This is a genomic window from Methylobacillus methanolivorans (assembly GCF_044751345.1).
Classification (GTDB): domain Bacteria; phylum Pseudomonadota; class Gammaproteobacteria; order Burkholderiales; family Methylophilaceae; genus Methylobacillus; species Methylobacillus methanolivorans.
In genome coordinates, this window is sequence record NZ_JBIWXY010000001.1 from 1,997,004 (window position 1) to 2,022,713 (window position 25,710).

At 50.9% G+C, this 25,710-nt stretch carries 21 protein-coding genes and 3 tRNA genes; 3 read left to right on the forward strand and 21 right to left on the reverse strand.

Going from position 1 to position 25,710, the window contains the following annotated elements; genetic code table 11:
- Window positions 1–67 precede the first annotated feature (67 nt).
- The 11 genes from ACIKP9_RS09490 to ACIKP9_RS09540 form a co-directional block, all read right to left on the reverse strand.
- Entirely contained in the window at window positions 68–754 is a 687-nt protein-coding gene (locus ACIKP9_RS09490) for a type II secretion system protein (RefSeq protein WP_400881766.1), read from the reverse strand.
- The gene (locus tag ACIKP9_RS09495; RefSeq protein ID WP_400881768.1) at window positions 751–2,460 is read right to left on the reverse strand and encodes a hypothetical protein; all 1,710 of its coding nucleotides are present in this window, start codon (window positions 2,458–2,460) and stop codon (window positions 751–753) included. Before ACIKP9_RS09495 ends, ACIKP9_RS09490 begins: the two co-directional genes overlap by 4 nt.
- An 11-nt stretch (window positions 2,461–2,471) precedes the next feature.
- Window positions 2,472–2,954, reverse strand: a complete 483-nt coding sequence (locus ACIKP9_RS09500; RefSeq protein WP_400881770.1) for a hypothetical protein — start codon at window positions 2,952–2,954, stop codon at window positions 2,472–2,474.
- Window positions 2,951–3,565, reverse strand: a complete 615-nt coding sequence (locus ACIKP9_RS09505) for a hypothetical protein (RefSeq protein ID WP_400881772.1) — start codon at window positions 3,563–3,565, stop codon at window positions 2,951–2,953. The genes ACIKP9_RS09500 and ACIKP9_RS09505 overlap by 4 nt, the downstream gene beginning before the upstream one ends.
- Before the next feature lie 2 nt (window positions 3,566–3,567).
- Window positions 3,568–5,133, reverse strand: a complete 1,566-nt coding sequence (locus ACIKP9_RS09510) for a hypothetical protein (protein WP_400881774.1) — start codon at window positions 5,131–5,133, stop codon at window positions 3,568–3,570.
- Between the two features lie 4 nt (window positions 5,134–5,137).
- Entirely contained in the window at window positions 5,138–6,343 is a 1,206-nt protein-coding gene (locus tag ACIKP9_RS09515; RefSeq protein WP_400881776.1) for a type II secretion system F family protein, read from the reverse strand.
- Window positions 6,344–6,354: 11 nt separating this feature from the next.
- Window positions 6,355–8,058, reverse strand: coding sequence for a GspE/PulE family protein (locus ACIKP9_RS09520; RefSeq protein WP_400881778.1), 1,704 nt, complete (start codon window positions 8,056–8,058; stop codon window positions 6,355–6,357).
- Between the two features lie 73 nt (window positions 8,059–8,131).
- A complete protein-coding gene (locus tag ACIKP9_RS09525; protein ID WP_400881780.1) occupies window positions 8,132–9,325 on the reverse strand; it encodes a tetratricopeptide repeat protein in 1,194 nt (397 codons plus the stop codon).
- The gene (gene mshL, locus ACIKP9_RS09530; protein WP_400881782.1) at window positions 9,309–11,159 is read right to left on the reverse strand and encodes a pilus (MSHA type) biogenesis protein MshL; all 1,851 of its coding nucleotides are present in this window, start codon (window positions 11,157–11,159) and stop codon (window positions 9,309–9,311) included. Before mshL ends, ACIKP9_RS09525 begins: the two co-directional genes overlap by 17 nt.
- A gap of 99 nt (window positions 11,160–11,258) precedes the next feature.
- Window positions 11,259–12,596, reverse strand: coding sequence for an ExeA family protein (locus ACIKP9_RS09535; protein WP_400881784.1), 1,338 nt, complete (start codon window positions 12,594–12,596; stop codon window positions 11,259–11,261).
- Entirely contained in the window at window positions 12,596–14,047 is a 1,452-nt protein-coding gene (locus ACIKP9_RS09540) for a sigma-54-dependent transcriptional regulator (protein ID WP_400881786.1), read from the reverse strand. The genes ACIKP9_RS09535 and ACIKP9_RS09540 overlap by 1 nt, the downstream gene beginning before the upstream one ends.
- 175 nt (window positions 14,048–14,222) lie before the next feature.
- Between ACIKP9_RS09540 and ACIKP9_RS09545 the strand changes: the two genes are divergently transcribed.
- Window positions 14,223–14,525, forward strand: a complete 303-nt coding sequence (locus ACIKP9_RS09545) for a hypothetical protein (RefSeq protein ID WP_400881788.1) — start codon at window positions 14,223–14,225, stop codon at window positions 14,523–14,525.
- A gap of 257 nt (window positions 14,526–14,782) precedes the next feature.
- Here the strand turns inward: ACIKP9_RS09545 and ACIKP9_RS09550 are convergent.
- From ACIKP9_RS09550 to ACIKP9_RS09560, 3 genes are all read right to left on the reverse strand, one after another.
- Window positions 14,783–14,858 (reverse strand) — tRNA-His (locus ACIKP9_RS09550).
- Between the two features lie 28 nt (window positions 14,859–14,886).
- Window positions 14,887–14,963 (reverse strand) — tRNA-Arg (locus ACIKP9_RS09555).
- A gap of 31 nt (window positions 14,964–14,994) precedes the next feature.
- Window positions 14,995–15,071: transfer RNA gene (locus ACIKP9_RS09560), tRNA-Pro, on the reverse strand.
- A gap of 82 nt (window positions 15,072–15,153) precedes the next feature.
- On the opposite strand from ACIKP9_RS09560, the gene folD reads away from it, so the two are divergent.
- Together folD and dksA are read left to right on the forward strand one after the other, a co-directional pair.
- Window positions 15,154–16,023 carry a bifunctional methylenetetrahydrofolate dehydrogenase/methenyltetrahydrofolate cyclohydrolase FolD gene (gene folD / locus ACIKP9_RS09565; protein WP_400881790.1) on the forward strand — a complete coding sequence of 290 codons (870 nt, stop codon included), beginning with the start codon at window positions 15,154–15,156 and terminating at the stop codon, window positions 16,021–16,023.
- Window positions 16,024–16,152: 129 nt separating this feature from the next.
- Window positions 16,153–16,575 (forward strand): RNA polymerase-binding protein DksA, encoded by a 423-nt coding sequence (gene dksA, locus ACIKP9_RS09570; protein WP_400881792.1) that lies wholly within the window; start codon window positions 16,153–16,155, stop codon window positions 16,573–16,575.
- Between the two features lie 170 nt (window positions 16,576–16,745).
- Here dksA and pnp read toward each other — a convergent pair whose 3' ends face one another.
- From pnp to rimP, 7 genes are all read right to left on the reverse strand, one after another.
- Window positions 16,746–18,875, reverse strand: a complete 2,130-nt coding sequence (gene pnp / locus ACIKP9_RS09575) for a polyribonucleotide nucleotidyltransferase (RefSeq protein ID WP_400881794.1) — start codon at window positions 18,873–18,875, stop codon at window positions 16,746–16,748.
- A 91-nt stretch (window positions 18,876–18,966) separates the two neighbouring features.
- Entirely contained in the window at window positions 18,967–19,236 is a 270-nt protein-coding gene (gene rpsO / locus ACIKP9_RS09580; protein WP_015829110.1) for a 30S ribosomal protein S15, read from the reverse strand.
- Between the two features lie 228 nt (window positions 19,237–19,464).
- On the reverse strand, window positions 19,465–20,370 hold the full coding sequence (gene truB, locus ACIKP9_RS09585; protein WP_400881925.1) for a tRNA pseudouridine(55) synthase TruB: 906 nt from the start codon (window positions 20,368–20,370) through the stop codon (window positions 19,465–19,467).
- A gap of 16 nt (window positions 20,371–20,386) precedes the next feature.
- Entirely contained in the window at window positions 20,387–20,761 is a 375-nt protein-coding gene (gene rbfA / locus ACIKP9_RS09590) for a 30S ribosome-binding factor RbfA (protein ID WP_400881796.1), read from the reverse strand.
- Window positions 20,762–20,765: 4 nt separating this feature from the next.
- Complete coding sequence (gene infB, locus ACIKP9_RS09595) at window positions 20,766–23,483, reverse strand: translation initiation factor IF-2 (protein WP_400881798.1); 2,718 nt, start codon at window positions 23,481–23,483, stop codon at window positions 20,766–20,768.
- 70 nt (window positions 23,484–23,553) lie between these two features.
- A complete protein-coding gene (gene nusA, locus ACIKP9_RS09600; protein ID WP_400881800.1) occupies window positions 23,554–25,020 on the reverse strand; it encodes a transcription termination factor NusA in 1,467 nt (488 codons plus the stop codon).
- A gap of 26 nt (window positions 25,021–25,046) precedes the next feature.
- Window positions 25,047–25,481, reverse strand: a complete 435-nt coding sequence (rimP, locus tag ACIKP9_RS09605; protein WP_400881802.1) for a ribosome maturation factor RimP — start codon at window positions 25,479–25,481, stop codon at window positions 25,047–25,049.
- Window positions 25,482–25,710: the final 229 nt, after the last annotated feature.

Genomic DNA, 25,710 nt, shown 5'->3' on the forward strand with positions numbered 1-25,710 from the left:
TTTTAGTCAGTTAATCGCTCACTAGCAATTGATCAATAACCTAGCCTCATAGGAAAAGTGCTGTCATTTATTGTGTCAATCTACCAGCAGCTACTAATCTATTGACCAAACTAGGACGGGTAATCCAAATCAAAACATCATCAAATACTGGAGAACTCACATCACTCTCATATGAGCTGTCTACTTCTGCATTAAGTCCATTCGGGAGTAAATCGCGCCCTGTAGAATATATAATTGCTATCGGCCTTTCTGTTTCAGAGGTCAACATAACCCCTGAACTATTTCTAACCATTAAGGCATTTATAAAAACTGAAGATGATGTTGAAAGAATGTTGGCTTGAAATAATGCATTTGTTCCGAAATTGGCATCACGACGATACCTCCAATGACCATTCCATGACTCCGTCGCTGTTCGCCTTGGCGTACCCCACTCATCAGTGGCATTAACCCCCAGAGTTTTCCACGGTAGAAATCCTTCAGCACCTGAAAAAGAACAATCCTCTTCTCCGTATGTAGCATCAAGAGGATCAGGTTGAGTAGTAGGACATGGGAGCCGCCCATTCAATATAACAAACCCATGAATAGCTTCATTAATCTGACGCAATGACGCTCTTGTTCCCTCAATATTCCGTATCTCATGTTGCATACTAAGCGGAGAAATAAATGCAACCATGACCAAGCCTAAAATCACCAAGACGACAGCCATTTCCACCAGAGAAAAGCCTTGCATTCGCAGTTTGTAGAAGTGGATCATGGCAATGGTCTAGTGATCACAAACATCTGGTCATTGTATTGAACGGAACGGGGAGAGTTCACTGCATCATACTTTGTATCCCCATTGACATTTTCTTGGCTATCCAAATAGTCGTTTGCAGCTTGTGCATCACAAGAGGGACGAGACTGTGGTGATAATTTAGATGGTGCAAATGGAGGTGAAGCAATTGCCTTACCAACACTAATCAACACAGCATCTGCAGCTAACGCCCCTATGGTCAACCCTGCAGATTTATCATAGTAAATGTAATCTTGCCAATTATTCTCTCGGAACCAATCTGACACGTTTAGGGGTGGATCCACACAGACCATGCCAGTCGTACTGTATGCAGCAGTACCTACTGCCTCACTTTGCTGAGTTTTACAACTAATAATGGCATCCGTGTTATGGCAACCAGCAGACAATGTTGCAGCTCTTGTTAACTCGCATACTCCCGTTCTCTCAGTGAAACGACTCCCCTCTAGTGAGAAGACTCCAGCAACTTTGGCAGTACAAAACCCTTTACTATTACACGAAAATTGCGTACCGCACCTTCCATTTCCATTGCACGAACAAGTCGCATTTCCATTCGTCTTGCAATCATTTGAACTACTACTGAACTTGCCTGAGTCTCGAGTAAACCTTATCAGATCAACGTCCCTGAAACTGCACTGCATTTCCCAGGTGTTATCCTGACTGTTGTGTTGATAACGACATACTGTTGGCGTATCAATCGGTAAAAACCCAACGGCTAAGCCAGCTTGGCAGCTATAGTTCTTTGTAGCCCCAAGCTGGGCCGCGTCTGGGTACCTACCATGCTCCCGATAATACTGTTGCAAGGCCTTTCGTGCTTCGCCTGCTGCCCGTCTTTCCAGTTGCCGCACGACATCCTCTATGGTGACAAACAAGACCCTGTCATTCACCTGCGGCAAATTCAACGCATCGCCTACGACAAAATCATTGTCCCAATCAGCATTACTATAAGTCCCCGGGATGCAAGGTTGTGCGCATCCATTCAGTACTGTCAGTTTATCAAGGTATGCCTCTGAACCAGGCAGCACTGATGCCTCCCGCTTTTGGTTGCCTAAGGGACTCCCTGGCACAATAACGATAAATGCCACTCGATCACTGATTACATTGCCATGACTATCTCTTACTACAAGCCAAGGATAGGGCAAATCACGGCCTGAGCAATCTCGAATACCATTATATTGCCGCTCCAAGACTCCTGAATTCAATGCCTTGAGACATGTCAAATCAATTAAATTTGCGGAGACTGCATACCATGGCATGGCTCCCAATGGATCATGTTGTGGCGCAACATCCACTGGCAATCCTATCGTTTTCCATGGCAGGCGCCCCAAGCAACGCATAGTGATCCCCGTCTGTATGAGGGGCAAACCATTGGCTTTTGCAGAATCCAAGCACCCGCCTTCAGTCAAACCATCATAATTTGGCGGCACCTCTGATAACACATCAGGATAAGGCATACCAGAAGTAGCATTAGCAAGTACAAATCCCAGCAAGCTATCTTTTGCTGCCGACAATAAGTAGTCAGCTTGCTCCGCTCGAGCTTGCCTGGTAGCCGCCTGTGTAGCGGCATGCACAACATAAGCCGTTGCTGCCAGACCAATAATAAATATCGCCAGCAACAAAGCGGCTCCTTGCTGGCTGCGATGGTGAAGAGAGTGATTGTCAAACGGCATCACGCCCACACCTAGCGAATCACGCCTTGCTCAGCCGGGCTGGTAGGTACGCCAGGCGTTGTATGCACATTACGCTCGATGATCTGTCCGGTTTCGGGATTGAATACTTGTCCTGCCTTGAGGCGCACATGCTGCCCATTTTCATGCACAGTCAGCGGTACGCCTTGTTGATTCACTGTACCCACCTGTACCTGGCCATTGTTGCTGCCTTCCTGCAAGGGCTGGTGATTGATCCAGACTGTGCCCTTGCCACCATCACTTCGCTTTACATAGCCTTGAACACTCAAATCTGGTGGGGGTAATGGCACCGTGGCTGGCATGTTATCTGCTGCCTCAGGTTGGGAAGCTTGCTCCAGCAGTTGCCCACGTTGGCTCTGGCGTAATTTCTCCAGGTTGCTTCGCTCAAGTGGCGTAGTGAACAAACGCCCCAATGGCTCTGCGGCCATGCTGGCATGTGTCACCAATAACAGGGCCATCAAGAGCACTCGCATCATGGCGTGGTTCCTGTGCTTGATTCGTGTAAAGTCAGCCAATCAATATCGCATGACATGGTCGCGACTGGCGTTAATGTCGTCGTTGCCGCCATGCCGTTACGGGTGATCGTGCAATCCCGCACCAGGAAAGGTGTGCTCTGTTGATGCTTGAGGCCATCTAGCAGCGCGAGCATATCGCCCTCATGCAGCAAGGGCAGCTCCAGCTTCATGATGGAGCGATACAAGGTAAAAGGTGCGGTATTGCCAATAAAGCCTGGTTGATAAGGCGCTTGAGCACCTATGCTGTATTTGATGCCAAACAAGCGCTCGGACTGATGGATATTGCGCAGGGCATCTACCCACTCAATGCGGCGCTCCTCGCCAATAAATCCTTGGTGAATCAGGCGTTGGTACACCGGCAGGTAGCGCATGATGTTATCCCGCTCCTGGTCTGATGATAATAAGCGCGAGCGCGCCTGCATCAATTGGTTTTGCTGCTGTTGCAGCCGCTGCCCAACCTCCTCACGATAAATCTGCGCATAGGTCACAATGCCGATAGCAAATACCATGGCGACCAACAATGCCAACAAGGGCAGTGCCAGCCTGTGCCAATCCTGTCGACTCAGCTTCATGATCATGGCCTGACCTCAGGTCTCAACACCAACTTTAGCTTGAACACGGCTTTTTCATTTTGGGCAGTGCGCTCATCTGATGTACTGCCCTGCAAACTGGAGTAAGAGCTCACATTCACGGGTTGCTGCACCACAGTAACTTCCTGTATGTCAGCATTCGATTTCAGTGTTTCGGCAAAATGATTGACCATGTCCAAGGCGGCACGATAATCACCATTGAAGCCACGAATTTCGCCGCTCATAAACCCAATCTGGTACAACACCGCACCCGCATTAGCAGGGGTTACCGACGTAGCGGCATTCGCGTTGTCTTCATCCTTGATACCAATATCGTCACTCATCACCCAACGCAAACGGTTCAATTGGATGTTGCTCATCTGGTCCATCACTTGGCTCAATACCAGCATCATCCTGGCCGGGCTGGCCTCCTGCCTGATGATAGCGTCATGCACATTAGCCGCCACGGACAAATCCATGCCCTGGATAGGCGTCGCGGGGAAGTTATTGGCAATCTCGTTATAGCGCTGTTCCTGTTGACGCGTTTCAATGGCGCGCTCATGCAGCTGTTGCACTTCATCAAGCGATTGTGCCAGGTATAGCAAAGTGATGAGCAAGCCCAGCACTGCGACGATCAATGCCGACAGCACCAAGCCCTTGCGCAGGAGCTCCATCCTGTATGTCTTGACCAGTGGCTCTGGCGCCAGGTTGTCTGGTCGATGCCCGCGGGCCAACATCTGCATATGCACCAGTTCAGGCCACTGGCGCACCAACTCCTGCGGCAATCCCTGATGTTTCGCCAGTTGTGCCAGATGAATAGGCTCACATTGCAAGCCTTGTTCCTGCTGGATATTGCGACTGATCTGCTCTGCATCTTGTGCAGGGGTGAGCACCACCACCCTTAGGGCAGTATCACGCGCAATCAGGCGCTGGCTTAATAGGTACAACCTAGCCTTGTCTGTTTCCACCAAGTGGAAGTATGAGATTTTCTGATAAGCCTCGGGGGGTATCTGTACCAAGCGGCTAATCCGCAATCGCCCTTGGTGCAGATAGCTTTGACGCAGGCCGGATGAAAGTTGCTCGCTAAGCAAAATGTCATTGGCCTTGAACTTGAGCTTGCTCAACAAAAGCTGGCTGACCATAGGCAAGCTATACACTCCCGCAAGCGGCACTTGCTGCGCCACCAGCACATCTAGCCAAGGTTGCAGGCTTTCGGTGTTGTTCAGTGCCACAAAGAGGAAGCGATCATCACGGCGCTTGTCACGTTCGCGGTTAAGAAACTGTGCCGCCTTGAGAGTGGTATTCCGATATACCTGGTTGAGCTTGCGCTGCAACAACTCCTTGCGTGAGCGTCCTGAAGTATGGGGCAAGACTTCCAGGTGGAAATCTTCCTCCAGCGCATCCACCATGAGATAAGTCGGGATGTAATGATGCTGCATCAGGAATTCGGTGAACTCTAGATGCCCTTGCGGCTGGTTATCGAATATCTCTATCCCGCGCAAACGGCCAAAACGCCAGCGGCCAGCGATCAGCCGGTCATGCGTTGCACAAAGAATGAGACGTTCGAACATAGGGCTACAATTTGAGTTGGCTAAAGGAATCGTACACCGGACCAAGCACCGAGAACATGATCAGGGCCAGGATGGCACCCAGTATCACGGTCAGGGCAGGCTCTATCATCTTGAGCAATTTTTCCACCGATTCGTTGACGTCCCTATCATAGAAATAACTGACATTGAGCAAGGCCTTATCTAGCCCGCCAGTGCTTTCCCCCACGCGTATCATGCGTACTACCAGCGGTGGAAACAGCCCGACATTACGAAAACTGTCGCTCATGCTCTCCCCGGCATTAATCTGCTGCAAAGCCCGGTTCAATGCCTCTGCTACCACCAGGTTATCCACTACCTCTTCACAACTGCGTATGCCATCCAACACAGGGATGCCCGTCTGGTACATCAACGCAAAATAACGCGAGAAGCGCGCTAGGATGATTTTATTCAGGATATTGCCTGTCACTGGTAAGTTTAGCTTGATCTGGTCATACCGATAGCGCACTTCCTGACTACGATGGATGGCGATGCTGAGCAGGATCGCCGTCAGCATCGGCAGGCCGAGCATCAACCACCAATAATCCACGACAGCATTCGACACCGCAATCAGAATACGCGTCTGCAATGGCAGCGCCTGGCCCATATTGCCGAGAAAAGACACCATCTGTGGCACCAGATAGGCCATGAGGAATATCACCGCAGCAACGACCACGACCAACACAAACATGGGATAGGCGAGCAATTTGCGTGTTTGCGCAATCAGTTCATCTTGCCACTTAAGGGTATCGGCGAGATGGCGAAAAATTTCCGGCAAGCGCCCGGTTTGCTCGCCAGCCTTGATCAAGCTGACGAATACACGATTAAAAACGTACGGGTGCTCAGCCAATGCCTGCGATAACATCTTGCCGCCTTCCACCGAAGACACCAAGGAACCGATGATTTTCTGGAAATGTAGATTAGTAGTGCTGTCCCGCAAGTCCACCAGCCCTTCGAGCAATGGCACACCCGCTGTCGTGAGTTGCTCAAGCTGGAAGCAGAAAATCACTAAATCCTGCAAGCTGACCTTACGGCGACTCAATACCGAAGGTCTCAGACTGGAAGGCCGGAAGGTGATCAAGTCCAGGCCCACGCGCTTGAGGCGCAACTCCAGGTCAATCTCGTTCAAGGCGTCAATCTGGCCATGTGCTGCCTTGCCTGTTTGGTCGACCGCTTTGTAAGTGAACGTGGGCATGAGTGCGGGCGTTAATTGATGCGGCTGGTAAGATCAATCACACGCATCACCTCGGACAAGCTGGTGTGTCCTTCGATAATGCGGCGGATGCCATCTTCTGCGAGCGTGACAAAGCCTTTTTTCAGGGCAAGATCACGCATTTCGTCAAAATGCGCACGGCGCGCCACCAGCGCATCCATCTCGCTATCTACCCGCAACAGCTCCATGATGGCCATGCGCCCACGGTAACCGGTATAGCCACATTGCTTGCACCCGATCGCTCGGTGGATGCGCAAATCCAGCCGGATATTCTTGCCCAGCAATTTGCGCTCGTCATCGTTAGGAGCATAAGCTTCCTTGCAGTGGGGGCATAGCACCCGCACCAATCGTTGCGCCACCACACCGATGATATTCCCCGCCATGATGTCAGGCGAAATACCAATATCAAGCAAACGCGGGAAGGTACCCAGTGCGGAATTGGTATGCAGTGTGGTGAACACCTGGTGCCCGGTCATCGCGGCGCGGAACGCCATGGTGGCCGTGTCGGCATCACGCACTTCGCCAACGAGGATGATGTCCGGGTCCTGGCGCATGATGGAGCGGATGCCGTTGGCAAAATCCACCTTGTTCACTTCGGCCACCGAGGTCTGGCGCATCATGGTGACGGGATATTCCACCGGGTCTTCCAGGGTCATGATATTGACCCCCTCGGTATTGAGGAATGACAACAATGAATATAGCGTCGTGGTCTTGCCACTGCCAGTCGGCCCGGTCACGATGACAATTCCTTCTGGCCGCGTCATCATGAGTTTTAATTCATCCAGTGCCTGATCACGCAAGCCCATGCGCTCAAGTGGGATGATCGACTTTTCGCGATCAAGCACCCGCAGCACGATATTCTCGCCATGAATAGTGGGATGGCTTGCAACACGAAAATCGATCGGCCTGCCCGAGAGATTCATATTCAGGCGCCCATCTTGTGGAGAACGCGTCTCGGCGATATCCATGCCGCAGATCACCTTGAGACGCACGGCGACACCGGGCCAATAGGTCTTGTGCAGGCTGCGCACTTGCTGCAATACGCCATCAATGCGGTAGCGGATGCGCAAGAAAGCATATTCCGGCTCGAAATGGATATCCGAAGCCCCACGCTTCACTGCATCCATGAGCAATGCACCGACCAAGCGCACCACAGGCTGAGTGTATTCATCCCCGCCTGCCTGCAAACTCTGGTAATCAATTTCACCAGTCTCGATCTCGCGCAGGATGCCATCCACAGAAAGCTCGTAACCATAAAACTGGTCAATATAATCTTCAAGCTGGGCGTCTGCTGCCAGCACCGGCTTGACCTGCACTTGCGCCCCGACGGTGGCACGCAATTGATCTAGCGCTACCACGTTGAACATATCGGACATTGCCACCGTCAATTGACGCGTATTGGCATCGAACGCCACGGGCAAGATATGGTAACGGCGGGCAAAGCCTTCTTGCACCATCTTCAACGCCTCAGCATCTGCCACCACCGTGGAAAGATCGATACTTTCCTGGCCTATGGTATGCGCGACCAGATCACGCACCATCGCCTCAGTCACAAAGCCAAGACGCACTAATTGGCGTCCCAAGGGGATATTGCTCTGCTCCTGCTCCATGAGGGCAATACGCAGCTGATCCTGACTAATCAGGCCTTGCTGCACCATGAGCTCTCCCAAGCGGAGCTTGCGACGTTGTTCTACCATGAATGAATCTTACATCCGTTATGTGTTGGCCCGGACAAGCCGGGCCGTGAGCATATCCTATGCGCGGAAAGTGCTACTGAAGCTGGCGTATCCTGGCGGCCAGTTGCGCTTGATTTACGCTAGGCGATTCCTTGCCAGCCAGCAATGCCTGCGCTTGCTGATAATATTGCAATGCCAAGCTGGATTTACCCAATTGATCCAGACTCACCGCCAAGTTGAAGGCATATTCAGGATTGGCCGCATCGAGATGATGCGCCTGGAAATAAGACTGTTGTGCCAACGGCCATTGCCCTTGCTCAGCATAATGATGACCCAATGCAGCATGCAGATAAGCCGCCTCTGGCTGTTGGGCAATGAGATTTTTGAGTCGGGTTTCACTGCTCAACGGATCAGCCAAGCCTTGCAAATCCAGCAATGCCGCCTGGGCAATGCCGTTACGCGGCTCGACTTGCAATACTTGTTGATACCAACTCACGGCATCCTGCTGGCGACCATGTCGTGCAGCAATGGCAGCCATGCCCAATAGCGCATCCACATTTCGCACATCAGCCTGCAATGCCTGTCGATATGCCTGCTGGGCAGCGGCATCATCACCAAGATTAAATGCTTGATAAGCTTCCAGCACATGCTGATTGACTGTAGCAACAGGGCGGTTACGCGTCACCTGAACCTGGCTGTTAGTCGTCGCCTGCGGCACCTCACCAAATACCTGGGGCAAAGGCTGCTGGATGATATTGGTACGCGGCTTGGCACTGTCGGCAAGAGTAATAGGAGCTGCCATTACCTCTGCCTGACTTGTGTTGCCATCTATCTCTTCGTTGATATCAGGCTCAGCCACTGAATCCTGCCCGGCAACATTTGCGGGAGGCTGTGGGTTAGCGTCGGGTACCGCGCTCAACACTACGGGCTTGGGTACAATGACTTCCGGCTGAGTCAAGGAACTGACATACCAGAACACGCCACCGCCTACGAGCAACACCAGCAATAACAACAATAAACCCTGGGTAAACGGCGAGAGCAGTGTCTCGCGCTTGGTCGCACCAGATCTGGCAGCCAACAGCTGTGCTGCTGCGCGTTGTTGGGCGATGGACTCCTCAGCAGCATGACTGGATTTAGGACTGAGCGAAGATTGAGATTGGGTAGCTTCGCCACCATGCACAGGCTCAGCCGGTGCAATATCCAGCAAAAACTCTTCAATCTCAGCCTTTTCCAGGGGCTGTTGTTTGGCTTGTTCTGCTTTCTGCAATGCGCTAATTAACAGACTCATTAATTAACCTTTGCAGTTGCTGGGCAGGCAAGTATTGCTTATATGAATTAAGTTCTTCGCTTTCTAGGCTGGCATTCTGCACCACGACTGGACGCAAAAAGATCACCAGCTCGGTCTTCACATTGAAATTGCTACGTGCAGTGAACAATTTACCCACTAATGGCACCTTGGCAATACCAGGCACCTTATCTGTTGCCTGCTGGATATTATCTTGCATCAAACCGCCCAGGACTGCCGTATCACCACTATTCACCCGCAACACAGACTCGAACTCGCGCACCTGGATTTGCGGTATCCTACTTTCAATTCTGGTTGTCGTTGTACCGTTTGTTAACGTCAATTGCGGGTTTGGATCATCCACATAACTCAGCACACGTGAAATGGTTGGTCGCACGTTGATATTCACCTGTCCGGCATCATTGATTTGCGGCGTGACACTCATCACCATGCCCACAGGCACCGTATTCGGTGTAGTCGTCACCGATTGTAAATTAGTTGAGCCCTGCCCAACGCCTTGCGATACCTGCGATTGAATAGTGAAGTACACTAGGTTATCCACTACCTTCATCACTGCAGTCTGGTTGTTAAGCACCATCAATTTTGGACTGGAGAGTACTTTGGTATCGCCAAATCGTTGCAGCAAGCGCAAATTGAAATCCACACTGCTGTTGTCGCTAGAATAGCCAATACTGAAAGGCAGTGTTGTTCCTGCCGTACCCGCAATCCCGGCAGGCGTAAGCACGGTACTCAACCCCAGTTGATTCGTCATGTTGAAGCCATTACCCAGCTTGGTCCAATCAATACCAGCTTGGTAGGTATCATTCAACGTGACCTCAACAATGGAAGCCTCAATCAATACCTGCCGCTTGGCACTGCTCATGACCTTGTCGAGAAACTCCTGCACCTTTTCGTGCTGGCGATGAGTCGCGCGTACACTGACAATCCCGGTTTCCGGGCTCGCGATGACTGTTGCCGCAAACAAGGTCTTGTATTCCGTGCGAGCATCTTCACGCTCTTGTGTCATATTGCGAGCAGCCGTCTGCTGCGAGGCTGTCCTGTCGCCATTCTCTGCAGCCAACACGTCAGCAGCCTGGGCTTGCTGTGAAGCAGCTGTACCGCTACGGGTAATAATCACTTCCTTGTCGGTTTCCGCCAGAATGTCCTTCAGGTTCTGGATCAGGGTTTCCCAGAAGTGATTGGTTGCAAGACTATTCACTGCGGTACGCGAACTATTGGCGGCTCCCGTGCCTGAGCTAGAAGACGCACCAGAGCTAGACGTCCCCCCGGCCCCGCTGGTCGTAGATGCGCTACGTCCTGTACTTGCAATCTCCGCTGCCGCACCAATAAAGCCTGTGGTATCACGCGACATGTTTACATAATCCACCTTGTAACTGCGCAACACTGGCATATCTGGCGTAATGCTCAGCACGTTGCCATCTACACGGTAGGTTAAATCAACTTGCTTGGCGAGACGCTCCAGAATTGCAGGCAAGGTTTGATCCACGGCATTCAGCGTAGCGCGCCCTTGGATGGCAGGATGAATATCGATATTGAGCTTGCTTTCTCGTGCCAACGCAAAGAGGATTTCCTTGACCGGCACATCATTGACCACCACGCTGTAAGTCTGCTCTTTGGCCCTGGGCTTGGGTGGCGGCAGGTAGCTACTACTTTTGACTGGCTTGGGAATCTCGGCTGGCTGGATAGATTTGGTTGATGGCGTTTCGTCGATATGCCCGGTGGAAGGAGAAACGGTAGATTGATGGGCGCAACTTGTCAGGCCAAGCAGACATGGCAGTATCAGAATGCTGGCAACTTTTGGCAATTGGCCGGACAAAACGTATCCCCTCTACTGATCATGTTGATATTCCGGGATTTATCCCATAATCAGTACATGTTTGCAAATGAAGATCACAATGATCTTATTGTGATCAAGTTATTGATGCTGCAACAGTTCTTCCCTAACACCTGCAATGGTTCGCAAATGTGTACCTGTTTGTAATGCTGCGGGCAACGACTGAAGTTCAGTCAGTGCTTCCTGGCGGCTTTTGTATGCGCCATACAATATGATAACGCTGGCTTTGTCGCCAACTTTAGCCTGCATGACATGAAGATTATCCAACACCAGTTGCGCCAACATCGGCTGGCGCTCTTGATCCAGTGCGCTGCCTGCCGCATGGTATGCCAGTTGTATCGTGATGTATTCGGGCGCAATGCTACTCAGCCAGGCTAATGAAGCCTCTTCACGCTGCTCTATCTCTTGCACGACGTCTGGCGCAGCGAGTTGGTCGACCTGTACAGGCAGCGGCTGAGCTGTCTCGACCGGCTCCGACGACTGCGTATTCATCATGGTCGGCAAGGGTAGTAATCCCTGACTCCAGGCATAAGCCCCCACGCCAGCAAGCACAAAGAATACTCCTATCCACGCAAACCCTACCCAGCGTCTTGCCGGGCGTTTTATCTCTTGCGCAAATTCGCTATCCCGTATTGCAGCAGCAACATGTCGTGGCGTGACCTGGTAAGTATTGGCGGCAAATGCCGCCAACAAGGATTTATCCGCCAAAATATTTACCCGGCGCACCAAACCCTGCGCCATCGTCGCCAATTGCTTGATTGCCCGCTTGGTAAATAATGGCGGCCCGAAATACCCGGCTGCACGCAGGCGGAACATCAAGTACTCCGCAATTTCATCCTTGCTCAGTGGGCCAAGATAAAAACTATGGGTAATTCGCTCCTTGAGTTGGCGAATTTCGCGCTGGTTGAGATTGTCATCCAACTCAGGCTGGCCAAACAACACGATTTGCAGCAACTTGTGGTGGCGGGTTTCCAAGTTGGTCAGCAAGCGGATTTCTTCCAGCGTTGCCAGGGGCATGCCTTGAGCCTCTTCTACAAACACTACCACCTGGCGCTTGGCCTCGTGCTTTTCCAGCAATACCTGTTGTAGGCGTTGCATGACCTCCAACCGACTCAAACCAGAAGGCAGATCAAGCCGCAACTCCAATGCAATGGCGTGCAGCACATCTTCTGGTGCCATACTGGGATTAGCAAGGTAGACATTATCCACATGCTCCGGCAACTGCGTTTGTAGCATGCGGCACAACATGGTCTTGCCACTGCCCACTTCGCCAACAACTTTGACGATTCCCTCACCGTGCAAGATGGCATAGCGCAACGCTTCCAGCACTGCACCACGATTGCCGCCAGGAAAGAAAAAGTCAGTATTGGGGGTGATCTTGAATGGAGGCTCTTTCAGGCCAAAGTGCGCGTAATACACTATTCGCCTTTGTAGTCCTGCTGTAGCTGGATGCGGCTATACAGCGTGGTACGGTTGATACCCAGCAGTTTGGCCGCCTGGCTTAGGTTGCCATGGGTAATTCTCATCGCCGCATCGACATAAGCCCGCTCCCAGGATTTGAGCACTTGGTCCAAATTGACATTGGCTTGCGTTTGCAAATGCTTGTGCGCCTGGCTTGCCATGGCCGATTCATCGGTCAACAGCGGTGCCTCGACGCCATGGCCAGCAACTTGGCCAAGACCGGTATGCATGAGGTCCAACTCTGCTGCCAATTGCGCATCAGTCACAAGCTGGCCTGAATATTTAGCCACCAGCCGGATAATAATATTGCGTAACTCACGCACATTACCTGGGAAGTGATAGCCCAACCAACGCTGCTTGGCCTGGTCATCAAGCGCAAAAGTCTTCTGCCCGGTTTCACGCGCATAAAATTGGTTAAAGTGATCCAGCAAGACATAGCGATCCTGCTCCAGATCGCGCAATGGCGGCACGCGTACAGAAAACACACTCAGGCGGTGATAAAGATCAATGCGAAAATTGCCTGCACGCACTTCTTCTCGCAAGTCACGATTTGTCGCTGCGACAATACGCGCCCGACTACGACGAGACTGGGTCTCGCCAATGCGCTGATACTCACCGTTCTCCAACACCCTGAGCAACTTGGCTTGAAGCTCCAACGGTAGTTCGCCAATTTCATCCAGGAATAAAGTGCCCTCGCCCGCATCCTCGAAATAGCCACTATGTGCATTGGCCGCCCCGGTAAAGGAGCCTTTGCCATGCCCAAACAAGATGGACTCGGCCAGATTCGGAGAAATAGCCGCACAATTAAGAGAGAGATAAGGTTGTTGTGAACGACGACTGAGACGATGCAGGCAACTCGCCACCAACTCCTTGCCACTACCCGACTCCCCTTCAATCAACACCGGAAAAGGCGCATCGGCAAACTGGGTAATCTGTGTACGCAATGTTTGCATTGGCAGGCTGATACCGAGTAGACCGCCGCCCTCTTCTGCATTAACCGTCTCACCAAGCTCAGCATCCTGCAGCTTGAGCGCGTTGTGCAACAATTGCCGCAAACGCTCAACATCACAAGGCTTGGGAATAAAGTCTACTGCACCCAACGCCAAAGCATGCTTGACGTTAGCCTCTTCATTCTGGCCGGATAACACCAGAATCTTCATGGTGGGTGCATGAGCCAATAGCTCACCAATCACCTTGAAGCCTTCATCCGGTTTGTGGGGTACCGGCGGCAAGCCGAGATCAACCAGCGCCAATGGTGGCGGGCTTTCTAGCTGGCGCAATAAGCTCCTTGCTTGCATGCGCGATTCGGCAACATACACCTCAAAATCCTTGCCAAGCAGGAAATGTAAGGTATCGGTGATCAGGGGATCATCATCAATAATGATCAATGCAGGCAGCTGTGCCACCATTAGAAAGGCTTTCTGTGAATCATATGGGGGGAATAATGAGTACAAAGCATGACGTTACTATAAGCACATCGCCACGATCACACAAGACAAGCCCTGAAAGCTGCCAGCCTTGATAAATCAGGAAGCCAGACAACATTTGATAGATAATGTTGCCACCATTTTTCAGGAGCCAATCATGTCCTTAGACGAACGCGCCATCCACACCATCAATGAATATTTTCCATCAATCGCCCAGATTGCCCTGGATCATGCCTATGAAGTTGTCACAGAAGACACCAGCTTTGCAGAATTCATGGAATCGCTCATCGACAAGATCAATCAATATTCAGCAGAACACGTCGCAACCGAAGTATTGGGATTGTCATCGAGAAAGATCGAAACCATCAATGACGGCACAGGCATCAGCGTGGATGACGTACAAGACTTTATCGACAACGCCGGAGATGATGAAGATGAAGACAATGATCCACTCAACTAAATAAAAGGCATGTGCTGCTACAGCCCACGTCTTTAAGTTGACTGCGCCCCAAAGCATGATGACTTGTGCCACTGCGCTCGTTGCAGAAAGTAGGGAAATGCAAAGTCATTCCAGCACAGAATCCCCTTCATAAAAAGCCAGTCATTTGACTGGTTTTCTATGAGGTTCTTGGCAACCTGAAGATTTTTTCTGCGAGTACATAGCACTGAAAAGCAAAAGGCCCGGTTCTCAAGAACCGGGCCTTTTGCTTTATCTTTTGGGGTGGCTGATGGGGCTCGAACCCACGACAACTGGAATCACAATCCAGGGCTCTACCAACTGAGCTACAGCCACCATTGAAACCAGATTATAAAACCAGTAATGGCCTGCCCGACAGGAATCGAACCTGTAACCCCCAGCTTAGAAGGCTGGTGCTCTATCCGGTTGAGCTACGGGCAGATTGTCGGGCAATCTAGACTTACTACAAAATTGGTCGGGGTGGAGAGATTCGAACTCCCGACATCCTGGTCCCAAACCAGGCGCGCTACCAGGCTACGCTACACCCCGAGAGGCAGAAATATAGCGTAACCCAGCAGGAAGGTCAAACGGATTCTGCTAAAATGCTGCATTATTTTTGAAAACACTTGTCATGACCGCCCATATCATTAATGGAAAAGCCATCGCAGAAGCCACGCTTTCCGAAACAAAATCCTTAATAGACAATCGGTTGAAACAAGGGTTACGTGCGCCAACGCTGGCAGTGATCCTGCTTGGTGCCGATCCTGCCTCTACTATCTATGTACGCAACAAGAGACTGGCATGCGAGAAAACCGGCATTCACTCCATGGCCTACGACCTGCCTGACACTACCAGCGAAGCCGAGTTACTGGCCCTGATTGAGCAGCTTAACCAGGATGAATCGGTAGACGGTATCTTGGTGCAATCGCCACTACCTGCACATATAGAAGAAAAAAAGATCATCGAAACCATTAGTGCCGCCAAGGACGTCGATGGTTTTCACCCTTATAACATTGGCAGGCTGGCTGTGCGCCAACCAACATTGCGCTCATGCACGCCTTACGGCGTCATCAAGATGCTGCAGTCAACTGGTATCAAGCTACTAGGGCTGGATGCGGTTGTCGTTGGCGTCTCCAATCACGTAGGCCGTCCAATGGCTCTAGAGCTGCTGCTCGCTGGCTGCACCGTGACCAGTTGTCACCGCCACACCAAAGATCTGCAAGCCAATGTCGCGCGCGCGGACATCGTGGTAGCAGCAGTTGGCAAGCCACACCTGATTAAAGGCGAATGGATCAAGCCCGGCGCGATCGTCGTGGATATCGGCATCAACCGCTTGGCAGACGGCAGCCTGTGTGGCGATGTTGATTTTGAAATCGCGAAAACACGCGCGGCATGGATCACACCTGTCCCAGGTGGAGTAGGCCCGATGACCGTTGCCACGCTGATGCAGAACACGCTGACAGCACTGGAATTGCACGAATCTGGCCTCACCTCCATTTAATTGTCGAACCAACTGCTTGAGTTGAGTTGAAGCCTTGGGGCACAAGGCTTTTGCATCACTGAATTATTCAGTGTACACTTGCGCCTGCTTTATTTTTCTGTTAATCGAAAGTTAACTCTTAAGGCGCACATGGCTGAAGCAATTACAAGACAATTTGTTCCTTACCAACCCAAGGCTGGTGAGGAATACATGAATGATAAGCAACGTGATCATTTCCGGAAAATCTTGAATGACTGGAAAGCAGAGCTTAGTCATGACATTGACCGCACAGTGCATACCATGCAGGACGAAGTCACCATGTTTGCCGACCCGAACGATAGGGCAAGCCAGGAATCTGACATGGCACTGGAACTGCGCAACCGCGACCGCGAACGCAAACTGATCAAGAAAATTGATGAAACCCTCAACAAAATTGATGAAGGCGAATACGGTTATTGCAATGGTTGCGGCATCGAAATCGGGCTAAAGCGACTAGAAGCACGTCCAACAGCAACTCTGTGCATCGACTGCAAAACCCTGGATGAAATTCGCGAAAAACAAGTCGCAAAGTAACTTCATCGCCATTCATTCAATAAAAAGCCCATCCATTTTTCATGGTGATGGGCTTTTTATATGCTCGACTATTGAGCATATCTTCACAGCGACGAATCTAATGCTGTGATTAGACAAATAAAAAAAGCCGGTTTTTAAACCGGCTTTTTTATTGAGCTAACGCAAGCAGATTACTGTTGGTCAGCCACTGTTGCTGCGGAGTCTTCTGCAGCAGGTGCTTCAATCAAAGCTTTAGCACTCAGACGCACACGACCCTTGTCGTCCACTTCCAGCACCTTAACCTTGACCACTTGACCTTCCTTGAGGAAGTCAGCTACAGCATTCACACGCTGGTGTGCAATTTGGGAAATATGCAGCAAACCATCCTTGCCTGGCAGCAAGGAAACTATCGCGCCGAAATCCAGCAGCTTAAGCACAGTACCGTCATATACTTGGCCCACTTCCACTTCAGCCGTAATAACTTCGATACGCTTCTTGGCTTCTTCACCAGCTTCTGCACTGACGCAACCAATCTTGATCGTGCCATCTTCTTCGATATCGATCGTTGTACCAGTTTCTTCGGTCAGCGCACGAATCACCGCACCGCCCTTACCGATGACGTCACGAATCTTCTCAGGATTGATCTTCATGGTGATAATGCGTGGCGCAAATGCGGACAACTCCTGTGGCTGCTCACCAACAGCTTCCTTCATCAAGCCGAGGATATGCATACGGCCTTCCTTGGCTTGCGACAGGGCAACTCGCATGATTTCCGCAGTAATACCGGTAATCTTGATGTCCATTTGCAACGCAGTGATACCAGCTTCAGTACCTGCCACCTTGAAGTCCATATCGCCGAGGTGATCTTCATCACCCAGGATGTCGGTCAATACAGCAACACGGTTACCTTCCTTGATCAGACCCATGGCAATACCAGCTACTTGCGCCTTCAACGGCACGCCCGCATCCAGCAAGGACAGGCAGCCGCCACAGACGGACGCCATTGAGCTGGAACCATTGGACTCAGTAATTTCAGACACAACACGCACGGTATAGCCGAATTCTTCTTGGCTTGGCAATACTGCCAGCAGTGCGCGCTTAGCCAAGCGACCATGACCGATTTCACGACGCTTAGGTGTGCCAACACGGCCAGTTTCGCCAGTAGCGTACGGAGGCATGTTGTAATGCAGCATGAAACGATCTGCATATTCACCCTGCAAAGCATCAATGATCTGCTCGTCACGGCCTGTACCCAATGTGGCCACGACCAGCGCCTGGGTTTCACCACGAGTGAACAGGGCGGAGCCGTGGGTGCGAGGCAATACGCCAGTACGGATGCTGATCGGACGCACAGTGCGTGTATCACGACCATCAATACGTGGTTCGCCATTCAGAATCTGGGTACGCACAACCTTGGCTTCCAGGTTGAACAACGCACCCTTGATTTCGTTAGCTTCAGCAGTAGAAGTTTCTTCTGTAATCAATTCGCCCAATACACGGCTCTTGATTTCATCCAGCTTGCCGGAACGCGCACCCTTGGACTTAATCTTGTACGCTTCATTGATGTCAGCGCCAGCCAATGCCTCAACCTTGGAGATCAAGTCAGTATTAGGTTCTGGAGGAGCCCAGTCCCAAGGCTCTTTACCAACTTCGGCTGCCATTTCGTTGATCACGTTGATCACAGCCTGCATCTGCTCATGACCATAAACGACTGAGCCCAGCATGACGTCTTCAGGCAATTCCTTGGCTTCAGACTCAACCATCAACACGGCGCTATCAGTGGCGGCTACCACGAGATCAAGCGCGGTTTCCTTCAACTGGGATGCTGTTGGATTCAATACATATTCGCCATTGATGTAACCAACTCGTGCGGCACCAATCGGGCCATAGAATGGAATACCGGAAATCGCCAGTGCAGCGGAAGCACCAATGATGGCTGGAATATCCGCATCAATTTCAGGGTCGGAAGACATCACGGTCGCCACCACTTGCACTTCGTTGTAGAAGGCTTCAGGGAATAGTGGGCGCAATGGGCGGTCGATCAGACGGGAAGTCAGCGTTTCCTTTTCGGAAGGGCGACCTTCACGCTTGAAGAAACCACCTGGGATCTTGCCGGCAGCGTAGGTTTTTTCCTGGTAATCCACAGTCAATGGGAAGAAGTCTTGACCAGCCTTTACTTCACGTTTGCCCACTACACTCACCAGCACTACGGTATCACCATAGCTGACCATCACGGCCCCATCGGCCTGGCGTGCAATTTCTCCGGTTTCAAGTGTCAGCTCATGCTGACCATAGGTAATCGTTTTCTTGATTGCCGTCACAATATTTGTCCTTTAATAAAAAAATAAGCCGATAAGCATTGCGTCTCCGCTTTGCTTTCGGCTTATTTATGAGTTCACAAGTGCGCGATGATTACTTACGCAGACCCAAGCGCTCGATCAATGTACGATAGCGATCAGCATTCTTACGCTTGAGGTAGTCCAGCAGTTTGCGACGCTGACTTACCAACTTCAGCAGACCACGACGGGAGTGGTGATCCTTGGCATTGCTTTTGAAATGCTCGGTCAAATAAGTAATACGGGCGCTAAGAAGTGCAACTTGAACTTCTGGGCTACCTGTATCGTTCGGAGCTTGTTGGAAATCAGCAACAATCTTTGCTGTTTCTTGAACTGTAATTGCCATAACTTAATCCTAATGTTGTGAGATGTGTTGTGCGTCAATGCAAATGCAGGAACATCCAGCCCGCTAGAGCATTCATTTACAATCAACTTTTTATTATATCGCTAATTACGGCCAAGTTCAATAAACCAGTGATTTGATCGCTTTAATGGATGAGTTTTTATTGATGACTGAAAGCAGGATGCCGGACTGACCGAAAGGGTTGGCATGCAAAAGAATTGAATGAAGATGTTACAAGACCTGGCGCAATAAACGCTTGGGGGCGATAGAACCACGTGAGGTTTGTTCACCTATGCCAAGAAAAACTCCTTGAAGTGAATACAGCCTGAACTGGCCTTCAATATTGAGGCCAGACTTCCACACCTCTTGACCGCGTAATAAATAAAACACGCTATCGTCATCGATACTGACTTGTGGCAAATCTTCAATCGCGGCATCCGCCCCCAGCAGGGCTGCATCGCGCTGTTCTAACGACATCTGCTCAAGCTGTTCTATCGTGACAGCCTCGCTGAGATCAAAATGGGCTGTTGTCAGGCGACGCAAACCACCCAAATGTGCTCCGCACCCCAGTAACTTACCAATATCCTCTGCCAGCGTCCGGATGTAAGTCCCTTTGCTGCACGACACCACCATCTCAAACTGCTGAGCATCAAACCGCTCAAGGGTGATGGTATGAATAGTCACAGGCCTAGGCTCTCGAGCGATTTCCACCCCATCCCTGGCATATTCGTAAAGCGCCTTGCCACCATGCTTCAAGGCAGAATACATGGGGGGCACTTGCAAGATATTGCCGACCATTTTTTTCAGTGCAGTTTCAAGCTCAGGCAGGGTTGTGGTAACAGGTAAGCGCTCCAGCACTTCACCTTCAGCATCACCTGTGGTTGTGGTACTGCCCAAGGTCACCAATGCGCGGTAACTTTTGTCAGCATCTAATAAGAAATGGGAAAACTTGGTGGCTTCGCCCAGGCAAATGGGTAATAAACCGCTCGCCAATGGATCCAGGCTACCGGTATGACCAGCCTTGGCGGCTTGATACAGTCGCTTAACTATCTGTAAGGCTTGGTTGGAAGAAATGCCGAGTGGCTTGTCCAGCAATAGCACGCCATCGATATTGCGCTTAATCCGTCTGAATTGCACAGCGTGACCGTTTTGCTCAGACAGACTCGTCGTCTTGATCAGACTCAGCAGGAGGCAAGACCTCATCGATCAACTTGGCAATGTACATGCCACGATCAATAGAAGCATCGTAACTGAAATGCAGTTGCGGTACCGTTCTCAACAACAGGCGCTTGGCCAACTGGCTACGGAGGAAGCCTGCAGTTTTTTCCAGGCCTTTTTGCAACTCAGGCGTGCCTTGCGGTGCAGTGTAGTAGATCTTGGCATGCGCCATGTCCCCACTCACCTCAACTTCAGTCACCGTCACCATGGAGGACACTCTGGGGTCTTTCACCTCGAATTGCAGCAGATCAGCGAGTTCTCGCTGAATCTGCTCGGCAACACGATCGCTTCTGGAAAATTCCCTGGCCATACGCTTAGAGTGTTCTCGCTACTTCGACGACTTCAAACACTTCCAGAATGTCGCCTATCTCGATTTCGTTGTAGTTCTTCAAGGATAAACCGCATTCGAAGTTAGATTTCACTTCCTTGACGTCATCCTTGAAGCGCTTGAGCGAATCAAGATCACCAGTGTGGATCACAACATTATCCCGAATCAGGCGAATCTTGGAGTTACGGCGGATGACACCATCCTGCACGTAGCAACCAGCAACAGAGCCAACCTTGGAGATACGGAATACTTCGCGGATCTCGACGGTACCGATCACGCTTTCCTTCTGCTCTGGCGATAGCATGCCACCCAATGCAGCCTTCACCTCATCGACTGCTTCGTAAATGATGTTGTAGTAACGCACATCAACACCTGAACTATCGATCAGTTTGCGGGCACCAGCATCGCCACGCACATTGAAGCCAATCAACACGGCCTTGGATGCTGCTGCCAGGTTGACATCAGACTCACTGATCGCACCTACGCCAGTATGGATGATATTGACCTTGACCTCATCGGTGGACAACTTCTGCAAGGAAGTAGACAGCGCTTCATAAGAGCCCTGAACATCGGACTTGATAATCAACGGCAAGACCTTGACTTCGCCTTCGCCCATTTGCTCGAACATGCTTTCCAGCTTGGCTGCTTGCTGCTTCGCCAGTTTCACGTCACGGAACTTGCCTTGACGGAACAAGGCAATTTCACGCGCCTTGCGCTCATCATTAAGCACAATGACTTCTTCACCAGCACTAGGCACATCTGAAAGGCCAAGAATTTCAACTGGGATAGAAGGACCGGCCTCTTTCACATCCTGTCCAGATTCATCCAGCATGGCACGCACACGACCATAGGCCGTACCTGCCAAGATCATGTCACCACGTTGCAATGTGCCTGCTTGCACCAAAATAGTGGACACTGGGCCACGGCCCTTGTCCAGTCGACCTTCGATCACTAGGCCCTTGGCAGGGATATTCTTTGGCGCCTTGAGTTCAAGCACTTCAGCTTGCAACAACACAGCTTCCAGCAAGTTATCGATACCAAGGCCAGTTTTCGCAGACACCTCTACGAACATGGTGTCGCCACCCCAGTCTTCAGGTACAACTTCATGACTCACCAACTCCTGCTTTACTCGCTCTGGATTGGCTTCAGACTTATCAATCTTGTTCACAGCCACGACCAATGGCACACCCGCTGCCTTTGCGTGATGCACCGCTTCAATGGTTTGCGGCATTACGCCATCATCAGCAGCCACGACCAGAATCACGACATCGGTGGCCTTGGCACCACGCGCACGCATCGCAGTAAAGGCTTCGTGGCCTGGTGTATCCAGGAAAGTCACCATGCCACGAGGTGTTTCCACGTGGTAAGCACCAATGTGCTGGGTAATGCCACCGGCTTCACCAGAAGCCACACGACTGCGACGGATATAATCCAGCAAGGATGTCTTACCATGGTCTACGTGACCCATGACAGTCACCACAGGAGGACGTGCCTCTTGCGTTGCTTCTGCGTGCTCAGCTTCATCCAGGAAGGCTTCCGGATCATTAGATGCAGCGGCCTTGGCATTGTGTCCCATTTCCTCCACGATAATGATCGCAGTTTCCTGGTCAAGCACCTGGTTAATCGTCACCATCATGCCCATCTTCATCAGGGTCTTGATGACTTCACTGGCCTTAACCGCCATCTTGTGAGCAAGATCACCAACAGTGATGGTTTCCGGCACTAATACATCATGCACAATTGGCTCTGTTGGCGCGTTAAATGCGTGTTGTTGGCTTTCATTGCCCTTAGACTTAGACTTGCCTTTCTGCGCACGCCAGCCTTGGCCCGAGGCTCCAGCATCTCCACGGGTTTTTACAGCACCACGCTTCTTGCCATCATTATCATTCCAATCCTTGCCGCCACTCTTGCCTGGCTTCTTAGCATTCTTATCATCAGCTTTGGGCGCCTCTTTCGCTGCGGGCTTATGCAATGTCCCTTCAGAAAGCTTACTCGCAGCAGCTTCAGCAGCACGCTTGGCTTCTTCTTGACGACGCTGCGCCAACTCTTGCTTTTTACGCAGCTCTTCCGCCTGAATCGCCATCAGAGCAGCCTGACGCTTAGCTTCACGCTCACGCAATGCCAACTCTTCGGCGCCCAGCAGCTCCTTGGCTGTCAAGCGCGGACGCACCTCCTCTGCGGGTTTTTCTTCGACATTTACTGCTGCCACCTCTACCACTTCAGGCTCTGGCTCAATGACGGGAGCCGGCTCTGGTTCTGGCTCAGCTTGCACGACAACTGGCTCCGGCTCAGGAGCCACTTCGATGACAGGCTCTGGCACAACCTCGACCACCGGGGCTTCCACCACTACCTCTTCAAGCACTGGTGCTTCAAGGATGGCGTCTTCTTCGGCTACTGCCTCAGATGGGTCACGACGCACAAGCACACGCTTTTTGCGCACCTCCACCTGGATAGTACGTGCCTTACCGCTGCTATCAGACTTTTTGATTTCAGTAACTTGTTTACGGGTCAGCGTAATCTTATTCTTAGGCTCTTGTGCACCGTGCTCCTTGCGCAAATATTCCAGCAAAGAAGTTTTATCCTGCTCAGTGAGGGTGTCGTCATACGCAGCCTTGCTGACACCTGCACTTTTTAATTGCTCCAGAAGCAGCTCAGCTGGCAAACCCAACTCACTGGCAAACTGTGCTACGCTCGATTGTCCCATTCAGTTACTCCAATCTCTTTCACTTGCACTGTCCGTCAGTGCATTTCTTTTAGCTACGCTCTCTATCGCCTTAAGCAAACCAGGGCGCACGCGCAGTCATAATCAATTGCTTGGCACGCTCGACATCCATGCCGGTCAGCTCAACCAAGTCATCCACTGCGAGGTCTGCGAGATCGTCCATCGTAGCAACACCCTTGCCTGCCAAAGTACGAGCAGTCACATCATCCATGCCTTCCATATGCAGCAAGTCCTCAGATGCCTCACCGACCTTCTCTTCCTTGGCAATCGCCTCAGTCAATAAGGCCGCACGAGCACGCTTACGCAACTCATTGATGGTATCTTCATCAAAAGCTTCAATTTCGCTCATTTCAGCCATGGGCACATAAGCAATTTCTTCAAGAGTACTAAAGCCTTCTTGCACCAGGATATCGGCTACTTCTTCATCCACATCCAGCTTTTCGACAAACAATTGCAAGATATTGCTATGTTCTTCTTCGTTCTTCTTGGCTGCTTCTTCTTCAGTCAGGATATTTAATGTCCAACCCGTCAATTCGGAAGCCAGACGCACATTCTGACCATTACGCCCAATCGCCTGCGCCAATTGTTCTTCATCTACGATGACATCCATACTGTGGGCATCTTCATCCACCACAATGCCGGACACCTCTGCAGGTGCCATGGCATTAATGACAAATTGGGCGGGTTCCATCGACCACAATACGATATCGACACGCTCGCCGGCCAACTCCCCAGTCACTGCCTGCACACGTGAACCGCGCATCCCAACGCAAGTACCAACTGGATCCAAGCGCTGGTCATTGGACTTCACCGCAATCTTGGAACGCAAACCAGGGTCACGAGCGGCCGACTTGATTTCAAGCAACCCCTCTTCAATCTCAGGCACTTCCAGCTCGAACAATTTGACCAGAAACTCTGGCGCGATACGCGAAAGAATTAACTGAGGACCACGACCGCCACGCTCAATGCGAGAAAGATAAGCACGCACGCGATCACCCACACGTAAATTCTCCTTTGGAATCATTTGCTCACGCGGCAACATTGACTCCAAACGACCTACCTCAATGATTGCATTACCCTTTTCCATACGCTTGATGACACCAGTCACCAAATGCTCTTTACGTGCAAGGAAGTCATCTAGGATCTGCTCACGCTCAGCTTCACGCACCTTTTGCAAGATGACCTGTTTAGCAGCCTGCGCACCAATACGACCAAACTCTACAGACTCAAGTGGCTCTTCAATATAATCACCCAGTGCCAGACCTTGAGCTCGCTCGTCCTCTAGCGTAATTTGCGCATCAGGATTTTCCAGCGCTTCGTCTTCAACCACTTGCCAGCGACGGAATGAATTATATTCCCCGTTATCACGGTTGATTTCCACGCGTACATCAGCATCTTCAGTGAAGCGTTTTTTGGTAGCCGAGGCCAGTGCCAATTCCAATGCCGTAAAAATAACGGTTTTAGCCACATTCTTTTCATGGGCCAATGCATCGACCAATAACAATATTTCGCGACTCATTTCAATCTCCGCCAAAAAATTGGTGCTTAGAACTCAGGGGATAATCTTGCTTTATCAATGTTGGAAAATGGCACGCGCTGTTCCACGCCTTCACACTCCAACACAAGATAGCCTTGGTCCACGCCACGCAATATGCCTAAAAAATTCTTCCGGCCTTCAACAGGCACGCGCAATTTCACTTGGGCACGCTCGCCCACAAACCTCACAAAATCAGACTCTTTCTTCAAAGCCCGATCCAAGCCAGGAGAAGATACCTCCAGCCTGTCGTAATCAATATCATGCTCTACAGCCAATAAATTGCTTAGGTGATTACTCACCAATACACAGTCATCAATATTGATCCCCTCCGGCTTATCAATAAATAAGCGGATCAATTTGCCACGATTGGACAACTCCATATCAACCAACTCATACCCAAGCTGATCAAGAGACTTTTCCAACAATGTGTTTAAATCCTGCATAGCAAACCTTATTGCCTGATTCTACAAATAAAAAATGGGCTCAACGCCCATCCCCAATGATCGCTATTATAGCAATCCGTCATGCATAACACAAAAACAAAAGCCCTCTTGTAGAGGGCCGTTGTCGTCATCCAGATGAAATCTGGATGTTAAATAAAAGCCTGGCGGTGACCTACTTTCGCATACGAGAAGTATACTATCATTGGCGCGGAATCGTTTCACGGCCCTG